The organism is Corynebacterium sp. HMSC22B11 (genome assembly GCF_001815965.1).
In the GTDB taxonomy this organism is placed as follows: domain Bacteria; phylum Actinomycetota; class Actinomycetes; order Mycobacteriales; family Mycobacteriaceae; genus Corynebacterium.
The window spans coordinates 133,377-149,666 of the sequence record NZ_KV823504.1 but is presented as its reverse complement, the minus strand read 5'-3'; the positions used below and the strand labels follow the sequence as shown (position 1 = coordinate 149,666).

14 protein-coding genes are annotated in these 16,290 nt (G+C 64.5%); 5 read left to right on the top strand and 9 right to left on the bottom strand.

Features of this window, described 5'->3' with window-relative positions:
* Positions 1–117 precede the first annotated feature (117 nt).
* The gene (locus tag HMPREF3088_RS06780; RefSeq protein ID WP_070759009.1) at positions 118–1,086 is read left to right on the top strand and encodes a hydrogen peroxide-inducible genes activator; all 969 of its coding nucleotides are present in this window, start codon (positions 118–120) and stop codon (positions 1,084–1,086) included.
* Here the strand turns inward: HMPREF3088_RS06780 and HMPREF3088_RS06775 are convergent.
* Positions 1,070–3,628 (bottom strand): DEAD/DEAH box helicase, encoded by a 2,559-nt coding sequence (locus HMPREF3088_RS06775; RefSeq protein ID WP_070759008.1) that lies wholly within the window; start codon positions 3,626–3,628, stop codon positions 1,070–1,072. The genes HMPREF3088_RS06780 and HMPREF3088_RS06775 overlap by 17 nt on opposite strands.
* Positions 3,628–4,662 carry a PAC2 family protein gene (locus HMPREF3088_RS06770; RefSeq protein ID WP_070759007.1) on the bottom strand — a complete coding sequence of 345 codons (1,035 nt, stop codon included), beginning with the start codon at positions 4,660–4,662 and terminating at the stop codon, positions 3,628–3,630. The genes HMPREF3088_RS06775 and HMPREF3088_RS06770 overlap by 1 nt, the downstream gene beginning before the upstream one ends.
* Positions 4,663–4,875: 213 nt before the next feature.
* Between HMPREF3088_RS06770 and HMPREF3088_RS06765 the strand changes: the two genes are divergently transcribed.
* Positions 4,876–6,192 carry a DUF4192 domain-containing protein gene (locus HMPREF3088_RS06765; protein ID WP_256374474.1) on the top strand — a complete coding sequence of 439 codons (1,317 nt, stop codon included), beginning with the start codon at positions 4,876–4,878 and terminating at the stop codon, positions 6,190–6,192.
* Here the strand turns inward: HMPREF3088_RS06765 and galE are convergent.
* The 6 genes from galE to HMPREF3088_RS06735 form a co-directional block, all read right to left on the bottom strand.
* Positions 6,189–7,205, bottom strand: coding sequence for a UDP-glucose 4-epimerase GalE (gene galE, locus HMPREF3088_RS06760; protein ID WP_210401503.1), 1,017 nt, complete (start codon positions 7,203–7,205; stop codon positions 6,189–6,191). The two genes, HMPREF3088_RS06765 and galE, sit on opposite strands and share 4 nt — an antisense overlap.
* Before the next feature lie 62 nt (positions 7,206–7,267).
* Positions 7,268–7,987, bottom strand: coding sequence for an iron-dependent transcriptional repressor DtxR (locus tag HMPREF3088_RS06755; RefSeq protein WP_070759004.1), 720 nt, complete (start codon positions 7,985–7,987; stop codon positions 7,268–7,270).
* A gap of 91 nt (positions 7,988–8,078) precedes the next feature.
* Positions 8,079–9,101, bottom strand: coding sequence for a sigma-70 family RNA polymerase sigma factor (locus tag HMPREF3088_RS06750; protein WP_070759003.1), 1,023 nt, complete (start codon positions 9,099–9,101; stop codon positions 8,079–8,081).
* Positions 9,102–9,274: 173 nt separating this feature from the next.
* Positions 9,275–9,742: a D-aminoacyl-tRNA deacylase gene (gene dtd, locus HMPREF3088_RS06745; protein ID WP_070759002.1), complete on the bottom strand. Its 468-nt coding sequence runs from the start codon at positions 9,740–9,742 to the stop codon at positions 9,275–9,277.
* A 10-nt stretch (positions 9,743–9,752) separates the two neighbouring features.
* Positions 9,753–11,483 (bottom strand): DUF7782 domain-containing protein, encoded by a 1,731-nt coding sequence (locus tag HMPREF3088_RS06740; protein WP_246818089.1) that lies wholly within the window; start codon positions 11,481–11,483, stop codon positions 9,753–9,755.
* 124 nt (positions 11,484–11,607) lie between these two features.
* On the bottom strand, positions 11,608–12,078 hold the full coding sequence (locus HMPREF3088_RS06735) for a DUF3099 domain-containing protein (RefSeq protein WP_070759000.1): 471 nt from the start codon (positions 12,076–12,078) through the stop codon (positions 11,608–11,610).
* Between the two features lie 60 nt (positions 12,079–12,138).
* On the opposite strand from HMPREF3088_RS06735, the gene HMPREF3088_RS06730 reads away from it, so the two are divergent.
* From HMPREF3088_RS06730 to HMPREF3088_RS06720, 3 genes are all read left to right on the top strand, one after another.
* Positions 12,139–12,381 (top strand): DUF3039 domain-containing protein, encoded by a 243-nt coding sequence (locus tag HMPREF3088_RS06730; protein ID WP_012360147.1) that lies wholly within the window; start codon positions 12,139–12,141, stop codon positions 12,379–12,381.
* A 12-nt stretch (positions 12,382–12,393) separates the two neighbouring features.
* Complete coding sequence (locus HMPREF3088_RS06725) at positions 12,394–14,130, top strand: DEAD/DEAH box helicase (protein ID WP_070758999.1); 1,737 nt, start codon at positions 12,394–12,396, stop codon at positions 14,128–14,130.
* Positions 14,131–14,208: 78 nt separating this feature from the next.
* A complete protein-coding gene (locus HMPREF3088_RS06720; RefSeq protein WP_246818088.1) occupies positions 14,209–14,568 on the top strand; it encodes a DUF308 domain-containing protein in 360 nt (119 codons plus the stop codon).
* A gap of 87 nt (positions 14,569–14,655) precedes the next feature.
* Here HMPREF3088_RS06720 and HMPREF3088_RS06715 read toward each other — a convergent pair whose 3' ends face one another.
* Positions 14,656–16,284, bottom strand: a complete 1,629-nt coding sequence (locus tag HMPREF3088_RS06715; protein ID WP_070758998.1) for an RNA polymerase sigma factor — start codon at positions 16,282–16,284, stop codon at positions 14,656–14,658.
* Between the last annotated feature and the right edge of the window lie 6 nt (positions 16,285–16,290).

Below are 16,290 nucleotides of genomic sequence, written 5' to 3'. Positions count from 1 at the left end.
TAACAACTCTGTGGCTGGCACCTGTAGCCGGGAGCCATTCATAGCTTTTGGCTAAAACCACCCGGCCAGCTCGCGTAGGATAAGGCTTCAGCATTGTTGAAACATTGATAGGTAGCTGTGACCCACAAAGAGTATCGGCCGACCATTGCGCAGGTCCGGACCTTCGCGACGATCGCGGAACACGGCCACTTCGGCACCGCCGCGGCGCACCTGGGCATTTCCCAGCCATCGCTCTCGCAGGCTCTCGCGACCCTCGAGCAGGGGCTCGGAGTGCAGCTGATCGAGCGCTCCACCCGAAAAGTCATCGTGACGCCGATGGGGCGCTCGCTGCTGCCTTTCGCCCACGCCACGCTGGAGAGCGTGGACGCCCTCGTTGATCACGCCAATTCTGTGAAAGGCGGGTTGGGCAGTGCCCTGGTCGTGGGCATGATCCCGACGATCGCCCCATTCCTGCTCCCGGATTTCTTGCGCGCCCTCGACGAACCGCAGGCTAGGGATGCCCCCCGCATCGTGGAGGAGAAGACCCACCACCTGGTGGATGCCCTTCGGCAGGGGCGCATCGACGTCGCGGTGTTGGGGCTTCCGGTTGAGGACGCCGGGCTGACCACGATTCCCCTCTACGAGGAGGAGTTCGTGGTGGTCGTCCCAGAAGGCCACCCGATGGCCGGTCGCCGCGACCTGCGCGTCGCCGACCTCGAAAAACTCGACCTCCTGCTTCTCGACGAGGGGCACTGTTTGCGGGACCAGGTGATGGACCTGTGCCGCAGGGTAAATATGAGCCATGACCCCCGGCTGGCGGTGACCCGGGCAACGAGTCTGTCCACCGTGGTTCACCTCGTCGCCGCCGGGCAGGGCGCGACCCTTGTTCCGCTGAGTGCGGTGCCCAGTGAGTGCCAGCGCCCGGGCATCGGCTTGGCGACATTCCACCCCGAGGAGAAGGCGGCTGGCCGCACGGTGGGGATTGCCCACCGCTCCAGCAGCGTGCGTACCGAGGATTATGAGGAGCTCGGCCGCATCCTCTCTGAGTCCTTTGCAGCGGTGCAGGAAACCGCCCGGGCGGAGCTGGCCGCTAGCCTTGGTGAATAACCAGGCTGGCTAGGCGCACCTCTCCGGCTTCGTCGGTAGCGGCCAGGTCCACCATGCCCTCGAAGGCCCAGCCGTGGTCCTTCTCCGGGTCATCCAGAATCTGGCGCACCCGCCATTGGCCGGGCGCGGCCTCTGGGTTCTCGTCGATGAGCACCATTGAGTTGGAACGCGCGTCGGCGTCAACCCCCAGGTCCGCATACTCCTCGAAGTAATCGTCCATGGCGGCGGGCCAATCGGGGGCGTCCTCCAGGTAGGAATCCAGCTCCGCCAGCTGCTCCTCCTTCTCGAAGGCGAAGAGCTCCACGTGGCGGAACATGTGGTTGCGTACCATCCGCCGCAGTGCTCGCTTGTTGGCCGAGAGCGCGGAACTATCGGTGACCCCGAAGGCATGCTCCGTGACCTGCTCCTCGGTCAGCGGAGCATCCGGGTCGGAGAGGGTGGCCCACTCATCCAGCAGGGAGGAGTCCACCTGGCGGATGAGCTCGCCCAGCCACTCGATGATGTCCTCGAGCTCCTCCGTGCGGTAGCTCTGTGGCACCGAATGGTCCAGGGTGCGCCACGCGTCGGTGAGGTAGCGCAGCACCACGCCCTCGGAACGTCCCAAACGGTAGGTGGCGATGATGTCCGAGAAGGTCATGCCCTTTTCGATCATGTCGCGCAGAACGGACTTCGGGGAGATGTCGAAGTCCTTCGCCCAGGGGTTGGATTCGCAGAAGATGTCGAAGGCATTGTCGAGGGATTCGGCCAGCGGCTGCGGGTAGGTGACGTCCTCGAGGATGTTCATCCGCTCGGTGTAGTCGACGCCCTCCGCCTTGAGCGCGGCGAGCTCCTCATCGCGGGCTGCGCGTTGCTGGCCGCTGAGTACCTGGCGGGGATCGTCGAGAACCGCCTCGAAGGTGGAGATCACGTCCAGGGTGAACTCCGGGGACTCCGGGTCGAGCAGGTCTAGAGCAGCCAGCGCGAACGGGGCCAGCGGTTGGTTGAGCGCGAAGTCTCGCTGCAGTTCCTGGGTTAGCCGGGCGTCCTTCCCGGACGGCGTGTCCGCCGCGAACTCCTCGACCACCTCGGACCGAAGCAGGCCACGGTAGAGCTCGATCGTGGTGCGGATGTGAGCGTTCTGCTTCGCGCGGGTCTCGTGGCTGCTGCGGAGCAGACGCTTGAGGGCAGCAAAGGTCCATTCCTTGCGAGCGACGATGTTCAGCAGCATCGAGTTGCTCATCGTGAACTGGCTGACCAGCTCCTCTGGCTCCGCGGTGAGCAGGCGTTCGTACGTGGACTCGGACCAGGTGGTTCGGCCCTGTGGTGCGGACTTCTTGCGCAGCCGCTTGAGCTTCTTCGGGTCCGTCCCAGCGCGCTGGCGAAGCCGGAAGTTCTCGATCTCGTGTTCCGGCGCCTGGACGACGACGGTGCCTTCCGTGTCGTAGCCTGCGCGTCCTGCTCGTCCGGCGATCTGGTGGAACTCCCGGGACTTCAGGATGCGGTGGCGTTCGCCGTCGAACTTCGCTAGCTCCGTCATGAGCACCGAGCGGATCGGGACGTTGATTCCCACGCCCAGGGTGTCGGTGCCGCAGATGACGGTCAGCAGACCCTGCTGGGCGAGCTGTTCCACCAGGCGCCGGTATTTTGGCAGCAGGCCGGCGTGGTGGACACCAATCCCGCGGCGCAGCAGTTTGGATAGGGTCTTGCCGAAGCTGGTGGTGAACTTGAAGTTCCCGATCGCCTCGGCGATCGCCTTCTTCTTCTCTTCGCTGACCAAGCTCAGGCTCGTCAGCGCCTGAGCGCGCTCGATGGCCTCGCGCTGGGTGAAGTGTACGACGTAGACCGGGGCCTTGCCATCCTTGACTAGCTCCTCGATCGTCTCGTGCACCGGGGTATAGACGTAGTCGAAGCTCAGCGGAACCGGGCGGACGGAGCCAGAAACGTGGGTGCAGGGCCTGCCGGTGCGGTCGGTCAGATCCTTCTCCAGCCACGCAGTGTCTCCCAGCGTGGCGCTCATCAGCAGGAACTGGGCGTGGGGGAGTTCCAGGAGGGGCACCTGCCAGGCCCAGCCACGGTCGGGCTCGGAGTAGTAGTGGAACTCATCCATGACCACCTGGTCGACCTGCGCGTCCTTCCCGTCGCGCAACGCGATATTGGCGAGGATCTCGGCGGTGGCGCAGATGATGGGGGCACCACCATTGACGGTCGCATCACCGGTCATCATGCCCACATTCTCAGGGCCAAAGGTTGCGCAGAGGTCGAAGAACTTCTCGCTGACCAGGGCTTTGATTGGGGCGGTGTAGAAACTGCGCTGCCCGCGCGCCAGCGCCACGAAGTGGGCCGCCAGGGCCACCATCGACTTCCCGGACCCCGTGGGGGTCGCCAGGATGACGTGGTCCTGGGCGACCAACGCCGTGGCTGCCTCCTTCTGCGCCTCGTAGAGGCTGATCCCGCGGTCTTCCGTCCACCGCAGGAAGGACGCCAACACGGCGTCGTCAACGAGCCCTTCAGGGACCTCGTCGAGGTCGGGGAGTAGGTCGGCCAGCTGGGCAGCGATTCCCACTACTGTGAGTCTCCTTCATCGTCGTCGTGTGGGTCGTTGCTATGGGTGGGATCCGCCGGATCCTCCCCGCCGGCCGCGGAATCGGTATCCGCCGCGTCATTCATGCGGGCCAGGAATGCCTCGAACTCGGCGCCCAGCTCCTCGCCAGTAGGGATGTCCTGTCCTGGCTCGAGCAACGAACTTTTCTTCTTTCGAAGCCTACGGACTTCCTTGTCGTACTGCTGCTCGAGGGCCCCAACGACGGTAGCGATCTCGTGGGAATCCTCCGTCTGCTGTGCGAGCTGCTGCTGTACGCGCGACATATCCTTCTCCAGCGCCTTCAACGGCAGCTCGCGGTCGGCAAGGTCGCCGAAGGCCTTCAGCAGCGCGTAGCTTGCCTCCGGGTACTCTGAACCCGCGATGTAGTGCGGCACATGGGCCGTGAGCCCAATGGCGTCGAATCCCGCGGCAGACAGCTGCATCTCGGTCTCGAGCGCAGCAGCCCCCGGGATCACCAGCCGTGCGTCCCACGTGTGGTAATCCCGCACCAGGGACGGGTCCGAAGCGTGCGCGGAAATCACCAGCGGGCGGGTGTGCGGCACCGTCATCGGGGCAGCATAGAAGGAAATCGCACGGGAGACATTCGCTCGCTGCGCCAACTCCATGATCGCGTGCCCGAATGCCTCCCACTTCAGGTCCGGCTCTGGGCCGGCGACCAGCAGGAACGGCCGGTCGTTGACGTCCTTGACGATGCGCACGTCCAGGCTGAGCTTGTCGGACTTGGTGATACGATTCTGGTCGATCGTGATGCTGGGGCGCCGTGCGCGGTAATCCAGTAGATCATCGAGGTTGAAGCTGGCGACAACCGAGCTATCCAGAGCCTCCAGGAGGTGATTTCCACTGACTGCGATGGCCTGGCCCGCATCGGCATAGCCCTGGAGCGCGATCAGCATCGGAATACCTTCGTCCGGCGAATCCGCCTCCAGCGGAACGGGATATTCCATCTCATACATGGTGTTCCGGGGACGGCGGCTAAAAGAATTGTCCTGAGGCATCGTCTTTGCGCTCCCTTTCTTTACAACGACTGCGGGGCAGCGGGCCGGAGATCTCGGCATTAACCGAGTTCAGGCCAGCCAAAACACGTGGCGGGCTCCGGCGTGGGGAAGTTATCCACAGTCCACTGCGTGTCCACAGGGCCCTGGCGGTTCTCCTCCGCAGACCAACGCTGCTGCGCTGGGGCTGACCGGGTGATCGAGCACACTTTGCTCATGAGATCACACGATTCACGTCATTCCAACCACAACGACCATCGCAATATTCCCCACGAGACAACCGCCGCGCAGGCCCCACCATCCGACAACAGGCTACGGGGCCGCCAAGGGCACAGCACAGCACCAGCTGGGCATCGCAGCATCTCCCTGGGAGCCGACCCCGGGGCTCTGCTCGCAGGCCTACCAGCCATGCTCGGTTTCACACCGCAGGACTCCTTGGTGCTCATCGGACTCCAACCGGTCAGCAAGGACGGGCCACCTCGAGGCAGCAACCCGGGTGACCGCGCCACCACACACGCCACCGTCACCTTTCAGGTAGGCCCCGTCGTGAGAGCCGACCTGGACGGCGATAGCACCGAGGAGGCCCTCGACACCTTCTGTGCCGCACTGGGGGCTCCCATCTCGGACACCGTGCCGACGGATCAATGCCCGCAGGCGATCATCCTCGTTATCGGTGGCACCCCGGCCCGCGCCGTCGACGTATTCACTGACACACGCACCCAACTCGCCCTGGCCGGAATCCCCGTGCACACCAGCCACTGGGCTCAGGAGATTGCAGACCACCAAGAGTGGGCGACATACGACCTCCACACACAACTATGGGTGGACGAGGGGACCATCCCGGTACAAAGCGCCAACCCAGTAGCTCTCCACGCGGGGGTGACCAATGCCTTGAACTTCGCAGCTCGCGAGGACATGGAATGCTGGCTGGACCAGCAGGACCCACCCCTGGCAGGGCAGGCGGAACCGCAGTGTCTGGACACCGCCCTCCACCAACTATTGGCAAAAACAGAAGAGATACTCGACGGGTTCACCACGGTGGAGGATGCAATGGCAGACCTGGCGCTGCTGACCGCGATCGCCCGGCTCTGCGGCGAGCCCCGCAGCCAGGCCTTTCTCATCACCACATCAATCGGCATGCCCTCGCCCGTCATCCGCTCACTGCTCGCGGCAACTGCGCGCCACACAGCCGGCGACGTGAGAAGCAATGTGCTTTACGTGCTCACCCAGGTACTCGTCGGGAATGGGGAAGGAGTGGTCGCATTTCACACCGCGCGCCGGGCAGTCTCCGAGGCGACCAGCGCCATGGGATGGAAGGATAACCAGGTGCTCGTCATAGCCCTGAAAACCGGCCTCGCGCTCCAGATCGTCAAGGATAAGGTCGCAATCGCCACAGGGGTCCTGAACGGGAAGAACCCGCGCGAACACGTCCCGGCCGACACGCGCGAGGCCTTCATGCGGGTGCTGGACTGGGATGCCCTTGAACACCTACGTCACCTGGACACCGAGGGAGGTGAGCTCGCGAAACCTTAGGGACGGGGAGCGGAGTGGGCCGCATCTCCCAGGGCGGAGGTAAACCGCCACGCGTCCGACACCACCGTCTTCAGGTCCGAGAGTTGCGGCTCCCAGCCCAGCTCAGCGATAGCCTTCGCACTCGAGGCGATGAGCACTGCTGGGTCTCCGGCGCGTCGTGGGGCCTCGATCGCCGGAATGTCGGCCCCGGTGACCTCCCGGCAGGTGTCGATGACCTCCCGGACGCTGAACCCGTCACCGCTACCAAGGTTGAAGATCCGGTGCTCGCCGGCCACGTTGGACGTCGCAGCGAGCACGTGGGCATCCGCGAGGTCCTTGATGTGGATGTAGTCGCGCACTGCTGTGCCGTCCTTGGTGGGCCAATCGGAGCCGAAGATGCTGATCGACTCGCGGTGGCCCAGAGCGACCTGCAGGACGATCGGGATCAGGTGGGTCTCCACCTCACGGTTCTCACCGAACTGCTGATAGGCGCCCGCGACGTTGAAGTAGCGCAGGCTCGTCGCTGCCAGTCCGTAAGCCTTGGCGTAGGAGGAGAGCATGTAGTCGATCGTCAGCTTCGAGGCACCGTAGGGGTTCGTCGGGGTCGTGGGCATATCCTCCGTGATAGGCACCTGCTCCGGTTCGCCGTAGCAGGCAGCGGTGGAGGAGAAGACGATGTTCTTCACTCCTGCTTCGCGCATCGCGTCCAGCAGCGTGAGGGTTGTGAGAACATTGTGGTGCCAGTAGGCATCCGGCTGCTCCACGGATTCGCCCACGAGCGAGCGCGCGGCGAAGTGGAAGACGGCAGCGAAATCGCCATCCGCCAAAACTTCGCTGGCCACATCCGCAATGTCGCCTTCCACGAAGTTGGCTTTGGGGTGGATCGCGGAGCGATTGCCGGTGCTCAAGTTATCCACGACGGTGACGTGGAACCCGTTTTCAACGAGGACGGCGGTGCATACGCTACCCACGTAGCCCGCACCACCGGTGACGAGGACGTTGCTGCCAGGTTCAATTGCGTTGTATTCAGTCACTGTGGGGGCTTTCTTCAATCGAGGAATGCGAGGTCTGGCGGGGTCAGGAGGCGTCGAGGCGGTTAAGCGTTCGACACGTTGCGTACGCGGACCGCGTGCGCCAGCTCGCTGGGGATGACGACCTCAGCGGATTCGCCACGCAGAATGAGGTGATCCTCAGTCGGGATGACGGAGACGGCGACACCTGGGAGAATGCCCGCCTCGCGCAGCCGCTTCATCAACGAGCCCTCGACCTGCACGATCTCGTTAAAGCTGGTGACCACGGCCTCGTGTTCCTCGCCGGTGGCCAGGTCGGCGGCGCGGACCGAATTCGGGTCTTCCGCCACGGCCGTCTGGGAGATATCCGTGCCGTCCGCCGCCTGTTCGGTCAGGAAATTCAGCCCCGGGATGGGGTTGCCGAAGGGGGAGGTGTCGTGCTCGTCGAGAACCTCAACGAGGCGCTGCTCGACCTCGTCACTCATGACGTGCTCCCAGCGGCAGGCCTCGTCGTGAACCTTGTCCCACGGCAGGCCGATCACGTCGGTCAGCAGGCGTTCGGCAAGGCGGTGCTTGCGCATCACGGCGGTCGCGAGTGCTCGACCCTCGTCGGAGAGCTTCAGGGAACGGTCCTTCTCAACGGAGAGCAGACCATCGCGCTCCATGCGGGCCACCGTCTGCCTCACCGTGGGGCCGGACTGCTCAAGCCGCTCAGCGATCCGGGCGCGCAGCGGCGGGATGCCCTCTTCCTCGAGCTCGTAAATCGTCCGGAGGTACATCTCCGTGGTGTCTACTAGGTCTCGCACCCTACTCGCCCTTTCTCACCTTTCGAGCTGATGGAAGCCTCGAAAAAATCAATGCCTCAACCATACATCCCCGGTCTTGGGGAGTGGCGCACTATACGGCGTATTCGCGGAGCTTGTCCGCGCGCTGGCCCTCCCGCAGCTTAGCCATGACCTCGCGCTCGATCTGGCGCACCCGCTCACGGGAGAGGCCGAACTGACGGCCGATCTGGTCCAACGTGCGGGGCAGGCCATCATCGAGGCCATAGCGCAGGGTGATGACATCCTGCTCTCGCTGCTCCAACGTGGCCAGCACGGAGCGGATGTCGGAGTGGCGCAGGCTGGCGACGACTGCAGCCTCGGCGTCCTCTGCCTCGGAGTCCTCGATGAAGTCGCCCAACGGGGCTTCCTCGTCGGTGCCGACGGGCATGTCGAGGCTCACCGGGTCGCGGGACTGCTTCATCAGCATCTCGATCCGGTCCTCCGGGATCCCCGACTCCTCAGCCAGCTCCTCGTACGTCGCCTCACGACCCAGGTGCTGGTACATCTCGCGCTTGATGCGGGAAAGCTTATTGACCTGCTCCACCAGGTGCACCGGCAGGCGAATAGTGCGCGACTGGTCCGCCATGCCGCGGGTGATCGCCTGGCGGATCCACCAGGTGGCGTAAGTGGAGAACTTGAAGCCCTTCTTGTAATCGAACTTCTCCATCGCGCGAATGAGCCCCAGGTTGCCCTCCTGGATCAGGTCCAGCAGTGGCATGCCACGGCCCGTGTAGCGCTTGGCCAACGAGACCACGAGGCGCAGATTAGCCTCAAGCAGGTGAGTACGTGCGGCCTTGCCTTCGCGTGCCAGGATCTTCACATCGCGCTTCTTCGCACGAGTCAACGGCTCGCCGCTCTTGAGCAGCTGCTCCGCATACAGCCCGGCCTCAATGCGCTGGGAGAGTTCAACCTCGTCCTCAGCAGTCAGCAGGGCAGTCTTACCAATGCCGTTCAGGTAGACGCGGACGAGGTCGGCCGAAGGGTTCTCGTTATTGCCTCGGCGCCGACGGCGGTCAGTATTCTGCTCCGGCTGCGAGGCATCATCCTTGGCGGATGTCGCGCGGGCGGAATCACTGCCGCTGGTGGACTTGCTCATGCAGTTAGGTCTCCTCTTGAGCTCACGATGGGCATCCGACGGGGCGCTATTTTTGAGGCGCTAATACAGCCAACGGCCAGAACGCGGATTTTGTTCCCAGACCCAACTCCATGGTCGGGGCGAAGAACGCTTGCACCCCACAAACGGGGCTAGTTACCCCAAGCATCGCCGACCTAACACTCGACCAACACGGTATAAGGTCCCTCGTTGACCGAGCTGACCTGCATATCCGCCCCGAACTCGCCAGTTTCAACGTGGATCCCACGGTCCCGAAGCCCCTGGACGATGCTCTCAATCACCGGCTCAGCAGCCGGACCCGGCATCGCCTCCGACCAGCTGGGGCGCCGCCCCCGCTTCGTCTTGCCCATCAGGGTGAACTGGCTGACCACCAGCACGGAACCGCCCACCTCCTCAACCGACAGATCCCGTTGACCACCCCACGGCTCACCCGAGGCGGGGAACAACCGCAGCTCGGCGATCTTGCGCACCATCGTCTCCCAGGCATCGGCGTCGTCGTCCTTGCCGCTGCCGATGAGCGCAAGCAACGCCGGACCGGAGACCTCGCCGACCCGACGGACCTCACCGGATTCATCTCGGACGTCGACGCTGGCCTGACTCACCGTGCTGATAACTGCCTTCATGTTCCTCCTCTTAACTTTCTGCCCAGTCGACCAGACTGCTCGGGACAACGATGCCGTGGCGCACGAGGTCGACGATGATGCCCAGCATCCTCTCCGCCAAGACTTCCTCATAATTTTCGTGTCCAACATCAAGGCCCTCGTCTTCGGCAGGCCCAGTCACAGCGGCATAGAGACCCAGCACATCCTCCAGAGCCAAGCCCTCCGGATTCAGACCCGCGAGGATGGATTCCACCGCAGCGTCGATCTCATGCGTCCACGCCGGACCGTCTGTCCTGGCCAGGCGCAGACACAGCTCCCGGAACCCCTGGCCGGCCTCCGCATCGGCCTGGCGTACCAACTCGGTGGCCACCCCCGGGCGCACGGCAAAACGCTCGGCCAGGACATCCTCGGCGGAGACATCGGCCAGCCACTGACTACGGATGAACCACTCAGCCACCTCAGCACCCAGCGGGGTACCCGGCACCATAGTGTCGGGCAGCTGCTCGACGGTGACCTCCGTGGGGCCATCAATCGCACGCAGGTGGGCAAAACCCAAGGCAATATGGCTGACCCCATTCTCAGCCAGGTAGTGAAGCCACTGCCCAGCCTTCCGCCGGCCCGCCGGGGAGCGTGGGTCAATACCCTCGTCGCTCAGCCACGTCGTCACGTAGGTCTCCGGGACCACGTACTCCCGCACGAGGCCGTAGGCGCGCACCCCCTCCGTCGGCAGCCAACGCCCCATCTTCGACGCCACGGAATCCTCGGCGGACACTGCCCAAGAACACAGAATATGCGCCGTGCCGCCGGGGGAGAGATGCTCAGGAGCGTGGGAGACTACGAGCTCGGTCGCACGGTCCAAGCCCAGCCCAGAATCGCGGTAGACATGCCCGACCTCCGGGGGCTGGACCACAAAAGGCGGATTCGACACGATGAGGTCGAAGCGCTCACCCGCCACGGGCTCGAACCAGGAGCCCTCCCGCCACTCGATACCGCTTTCGTCAGCTGCCTCAGCCGTGGAGAATTCGCCTCGAGCCTGACCCAGCTGCGTGCCATTGACCGCGGCGAAGTCCAACGCCCGGCCACTAATATCCGTCCCCACCACCTGAGCCTCGGGGTAGGCCAGCTGCAAGGCCAAGCTCAGCGCCCCACCACCGCAACCCAGGTCGAGGATCCGCCGCGGGGAAGGCAGCCACGGATTGTCCGCCGGCGGGATGGCCCGAAGCAGCGACCGAGGAGCGTTACCCAGCCCCGGTACGTGATCGTCCGGCGTGGGCTCCTGCGGCCACAGCCCAGCGTCCGGATCCGACGCGAGCAGGAATTCGCCACCCAGGCTTGATGCATCGCCATCCGCTTCACCGAACAGGTGTGGGAAGGAATAAGGGCGGATATCCACCCGCAGCTGCAGCTCATCCGCACTGCCGGGCAGGGAGGTGATCAGGCGGGCATCGATGGCGCGCCGGGTGAGGTCAGTGCCGATGAGTTCCTGCCACTTCGCCCGGGTCGCTGGTTCCCGCAAGACGAAGAGCTCCACGAGTTGGGCTGCGTCTGTGGCGCCTGGGGAGTCGCCCCGGCCATAGGTGCGGACCGCGCGCAGCGCGCCGGCGGGATTGGCGAGGTTGAGGGCGCGGAGACCAGCCTCGCCCAGGACGCCCTCGAGCAGGGTGGTGCTGAGTCCGCGTTCACGGGCAACGGCGAGCAGGCCGCCGAGGGCCTCGCGGGCGGGCTGGGAGGTCAGCTGCATGCTGGAAGGGTGGGGTGTCACTGCGGGGTGTGCCTTCTTGTCTCGGTTGTGGATGGGGAACGGGCTCTGCGTGCCGCCGCTGAAGCAATGATCTCTTCACGGGCGCTGGGGTAGTCGCAAGCTGTACGTCCAGGTGATGGCCGCGCTAGTCCTCGGACTCGTGGTCAATGACGGGGTGGCGGTCGGTGGAGTCCACCTCGCTGGGCTCCAGCTGCCGCTGTGGGTTCGTTGCCTGGGAGAGCTGGGAATTGGCCATCGCCGCTCGATTGGCTCGCACGAGGCCAGGTTTATAGACCTTTTCCGACTCCTTGGTGGCTTCCCCGGACTCGTTGGCGAGCATGACCGCAACCCAGGGCAGCGGAACACTGATGAACGCCACCACCGCGCCCACAATGATGTTATTGGTGACCCACAGCAGGATCACGGCCAGGACAAGCACCGGGATGCGTGCAATCTGTAGCCCCAAATAGAGGCGACGTCGGTGGTGCCAGTCCTCCAGCTGCGACTTCTTCGCATCGGTGATCCGGTCTACCCGCTTGCCAGGTCGGCGGAAACGGCGCGCCCCGGTGGCTGAACTGCCCCGGGCACGACCGGCACGTTTCTCTGCTGCTGACATACCGTCTACGGTAGTACGAGAGTCAATTGTGGGAAGCCCTCAGGGGCAAGATGGAGGATTGTGAGCGCCACGAGCACCAGCACGCTGGAACGTCCGAAGGTTGATGAGCGGGAGCAGACCCAGGACGACACCCCAAAGTTTTTCCACTACGTCAAGAAGGACCAGATCGTGGAGTCGGCGGTCATGGGCCGGTTGGTGGTTGCACTGTGCGGTGAGACCTTCCCGGTGACCAAGCAGGCTAAACCAGGTTCTCCGGTGTGCCCGGAGTGCGAGGAAATTTACCAGAGCCTGCGTAAGAAGTAGGTCCGATACAAGGTGAAAAGAACCCTCCGTGCATGGCAGCAGGAGGCCCTGGACCTCTACCAGGAGCAGCAGCCGCGGGACTTCCTTGCGGTCGCAACGCCGGGTGCCGGTAAGACCACCTTCGCGCTGACGTTGGCGTCGATGTTGCTGGAGAAGCGCGTTGTGCAGCGGCTCGTCATTGTGGTTCCCACCGAGCACCTGAAGGTCCAGTGGGCGCTCTCCGCCGCTGCCATGGGGATTGCCCTCGACGCTGAGTTTTCCAACTCCTCGCCATTTAATAACGCCTTCGACGGCGTGGCCGTGACCTATGCCCAGGTCGGCATGAAGCCCACCAAGCACTATCAGGTAGCCACCGCCCAAAAGACCCTGGTGATCCTCGACGAGATCCACCACGCAGGTGACGCGAAGAGCTGGGGAGACGGCGTTCGCTTGGCCTATGCCCACGCTGAGCGCCGACTGGCGCTGACCGGTACCCCGTTCCGCTCCGACGATGCCCAGATCCCCTTCGTGGACTACATCGAGGTGCCGGGCACAGACGGCGCGCTGGAATCGCGTGCGGACTATACCTACGGCTACTCGGAGGCTCTGCGCGACGGCGTGGTTCGGCCGGTAGTCTTCATGGCCTACTCCGGCCACGCCCGGTGGCGTTCCAGCGCGGGCGAGGAGTTCGAGGCTCGGCTGGGTGAGACCCTCACCCCGGAGCAGACCGCCCGTGCGTGGCGGACGGCGCTGGACCCGAAGGGGGAGTGGATCCCCGCGGTCTTAAAGGCTGCTCATACCCGCCTGCTGAAGCTGCGCACCCACATCCCGGACGCCGGCGGTCTCGTCATCGCGACCGATAAGACGACCGCCCGCGCCTACGCCAAGATCCTGTCGACGATCAGCAGCACCCCGGTCACCGTCGTCCTTTCCGACGAGGTCGGTGCCTCCGACCGCATTAAGGAATTCTCCGCCAGCCAGGACGAATGGATGGTCGCGGTGCGCATGGTTTCGGAGGGTGTGGACGTGCCCCGCCTGGCGGTGGGTGTTTATGCCACGAGCGCTGCGACGCCGCTGTTCTTCGCCCAGGCGATCGGTCGTTTCGTCCGTTCCCGCCGTAAGGGCGAGTCCGCCAGCGTGTTCCTGCCCAGCGTGCCGGTGCTGTTGGACCTGGCGTCCAAGCTGGAAAAGCAGCGCAACCACGTGCTGGGCACACCGAAGAAGGACGAGGAAGGCTGGGATGATGAGCTGCTGGCCCAGGCTAATCGCGAGGAGAACGAGCCGGACGAGCTGACGACCTACGAGTCCATCGGCGCGGAGGCCGAGCTGGACTCCTTGATTTACGACGGCTCGACCTACGGCACGACCACCCTGGCCGGTTCCGCGGAGGAACAGGACTACCTTGGTCTTCCAGGCCTGTTGGATGCGGAGCAGATGCGCACCCTGTTGAAGCAGCGCCAGGCCGACCAGGTCGAGGCACGCGCCCGCGAAGCTGAGGAGCGCAAGCGTCGGGAGGCCGAAGAGCGTCGCAACGGCGGGGCTGCCGGTGGGATGAGCGGTGCAGAGGCGCACCGTCGCCGCGTGGCCAGCGAGGAGCTGCCGGCCCTGCGCAAGGAGCTCAACGCGCTGGTGAACATGACCGCGGCACGAACCGGTAGACCACAGGGGGCGATCCACAACGAGGCGCGCCGCAACTGCGGTGGCCCTCCGACGGCGTTGTGCACTGCTGAGCAGCTGCGAGACCGCATCGCCTACCTGCGCGACTGGTAGGCTATGCCCTCATGCCGGGTACACCGCAGCCCGGGAAGGGCTATTAGATAAATTCCGAGAAAGGATCGTTGAGGCGAGATGGCGAAGAAGAATCCAGCTGGTGGCCAGCCGGCCGTACCGGCCCGCGCACCCCAGGTAGCCAGCCGGATGTCGCTGGCCGCACTGATCCTGGGTGTGCTTGCCCTCCCGGCTGGCCTGCTCCCGCTGATCGGCATTTTCGTGGCGATGATTGCGCTGGTCGTGGCGATCGTCGCCCTCATCCGCGCGAACCGCCACGGCACGGCGCGAACCTACCCCATCGCAGGCCTCGTGCTCGCGATCCTCGCGATGGGTCTTGCGCTGATCACCACGAAGGTGGCCACCGAGTTTCCGGAACAGTGCCAGGGACTCAGCGACGAGGAGCTGACCCAGTGCGTCAAGGAGCACCGCGAAAACTAGAGGACAGATAGAGATAAAAACAACCGCCGGGTTTCCCGGCGGTTGTTTTCTTTTCCGGCCCCGCTATTGGCGGGCTCGGCGTGTGGGTTAGTCCAGATAGTCCCGCAGAACCTGGGAGCGGGATGGGTGGCGCAGTTTGGACATCGTCTTCGACTCGATCTGTCGGATGCGCTCGCGGGTCACGCCGTAAACCTGGCCGATCTCGTCCAGGGTGCGCGGCATGCCGTCGGTCAGGCCGAAGCGGAGCTTCACCACGCCGGCCTCACGCTCGGACAGGGTGTGAAGGACGTCCTGCAGCTGATCCTGCAGCAGCGTGAAGGAGACCGCGTCTACCGCGATGACCGCCTCGGAGTCCTCGATGAAGTCTCCCAGCTGGGAATCGCCCTCGTCGCCGATGGTCTGGTCCAGGGAGATTGGCTCGCGCGCGTACTGCTGGATCTCCAGCACCTTGTCGACCGTGATGTCCATCTCGCGGGCGAGTTCCTCTGGGGTGGGCTCGCGACCAAGGTCCTGCAGCAGCTCGCGCTGAATGCGGCCGAGTTTGTTGATGACCTCCACCATGTGAACCGGGATGCGGATCGTGCGCGCCTGGTCAGCCATCGCGCGGGTGATCGCCTGGCGGATCCACCAGGTGGCGTAGGTGGAGAACTTATAGCCCTTGGAGTAGTCGAACTTCTCCACCGCGCGGATCAGGCCCAGGTTGCCCTCCTGGATCAGATCCAGGAAGGCCATGCCACGGCCGGTGTAGCGCTTGGCCAGGGAGACCACGAGGCGCAGGTTCGCCTCCAGCAGGTGGTTCTTCGCCTTGCGGCCGTCGCGGTCGATCTCGCGCAGGTCGCGACGGTTCATGGGGGAGAGGCGCTCGCCGGACTCCTTGATCTGCTTCAGCCGGTAGTTCGCGTACAGGCCAGCCTCGATGCGCTTGGCCAGCGAGACCTCCTGCTCTGCGTTCAGCAGCGCGACCTTACCGATTTGCTTCAGGTAGGCTCGGACGGAGTCTGCCGAGGCGGTCAGGGCTGCGTCGCGGCGGGCCTGGCGCAGGGCGGCGGACTCGTCCTCGTCCCACACGCTGTCGTCGCGACCGTCCTTCGAGGTCGAGGACTCCTCTTCGTCGTCGTCCTCGTCTTCTTCCTCGTCGTCGGCGTCGTCCTCATCCTCGAGGTCGTCGTCCAGATCCTCGTCGAGATCCTCATCCAGGTCCTCGTCGATGTCCTCCAGATCCGGTTCGACGTCGTGGTCGAACTCGTCGTCGACGTCCTCCGGATCCTCGCTGGCGGTGACCTCGGCGTCCTTACTCTTCGCCTCGATCTGCTCCTGCTTCTTCGCAGCAGCCGTCGCCTTGGTCGCCTTCCGTGCGGTCTTCTTGGCTGTCTTCTTCGCCGTCTTTTTAGCGGTCTTCTTAGCAGCCTTCTTGGCGGTCTTTTTCGCCGCCTTCTTCGCGACCTTGCGGGTAGTCTTCTTGGCCGCCTTCTTTGCGGTCTTCTTCGCGACCTTCTTCGGCTCTTCGGCTGCATCCTCCGACGGAGACGCCGCCGTGTCTGCGGTGGCAGCTGCAGCCGTGGTCTTCTTCGCGGCGGTGGCGCTCGTTACCTTACGGGCCGTGCGCTTGACCGCCTTACGGGCCGTCTTCTTGGCGACTTTCCGTGCAGCAGTGCCAGACGTCCCGCTTGCGTCCTGGACGCTATCACCGCTGGTGGTCGAGTCTTGAGAAGCCACAGAAGC

What these genes read in the sequence shown, in the direction of transcription:
- HMPREF3088_RS06770 (WP_070759007.1), bottom strand. Translation starts at nt 4,662, where the DNA reads ATGCCTCAGGACAATTCTTTTAGCCGCCGTCCCCGGAACACCATGTAT.
- HMPREF3088_RS06765 (WP_256374474.1), top strand. Translation starts at nt 4,876, where the DNA reads ATGAGATCACACGATTCACGTCATTCCAACCACAACGACCATCGCAAT.
- HMPREF3088_RS06750 (WP_070759003.1), bottom strand. Translation starts at nt 9,101, where the DNA reads ATGAGCAAGTCCACCAGCGGCAGTGATTCCGCCCGCGCGACATCCGCC.
- dtd (WP_070759002.1), bottom strand. Translation starts at nt 9,742, where the DNA reads ATGAAGGCAGTTATCAGCACGGTGAGTCAGGCCAGCGTCGACGTCCGA.
- HMPREF3088_RS06735 (WP_070759000.1), bottom strand. Translation starts at nt 12,078, where the DNA reads ATGTCAGCAGCAGAGAAACGTGCCGGTCGTGCCCGGGGCAGTTCAGCC.
- HMPREF3088_RS06720 (WP_246818088.1), top strand. Translation starts at nt 14,209, where the DNA reads ATGGCGAAGAAGAATCCAGCTGGTGGCCAGCCGGCCGTACCGGCCCGC.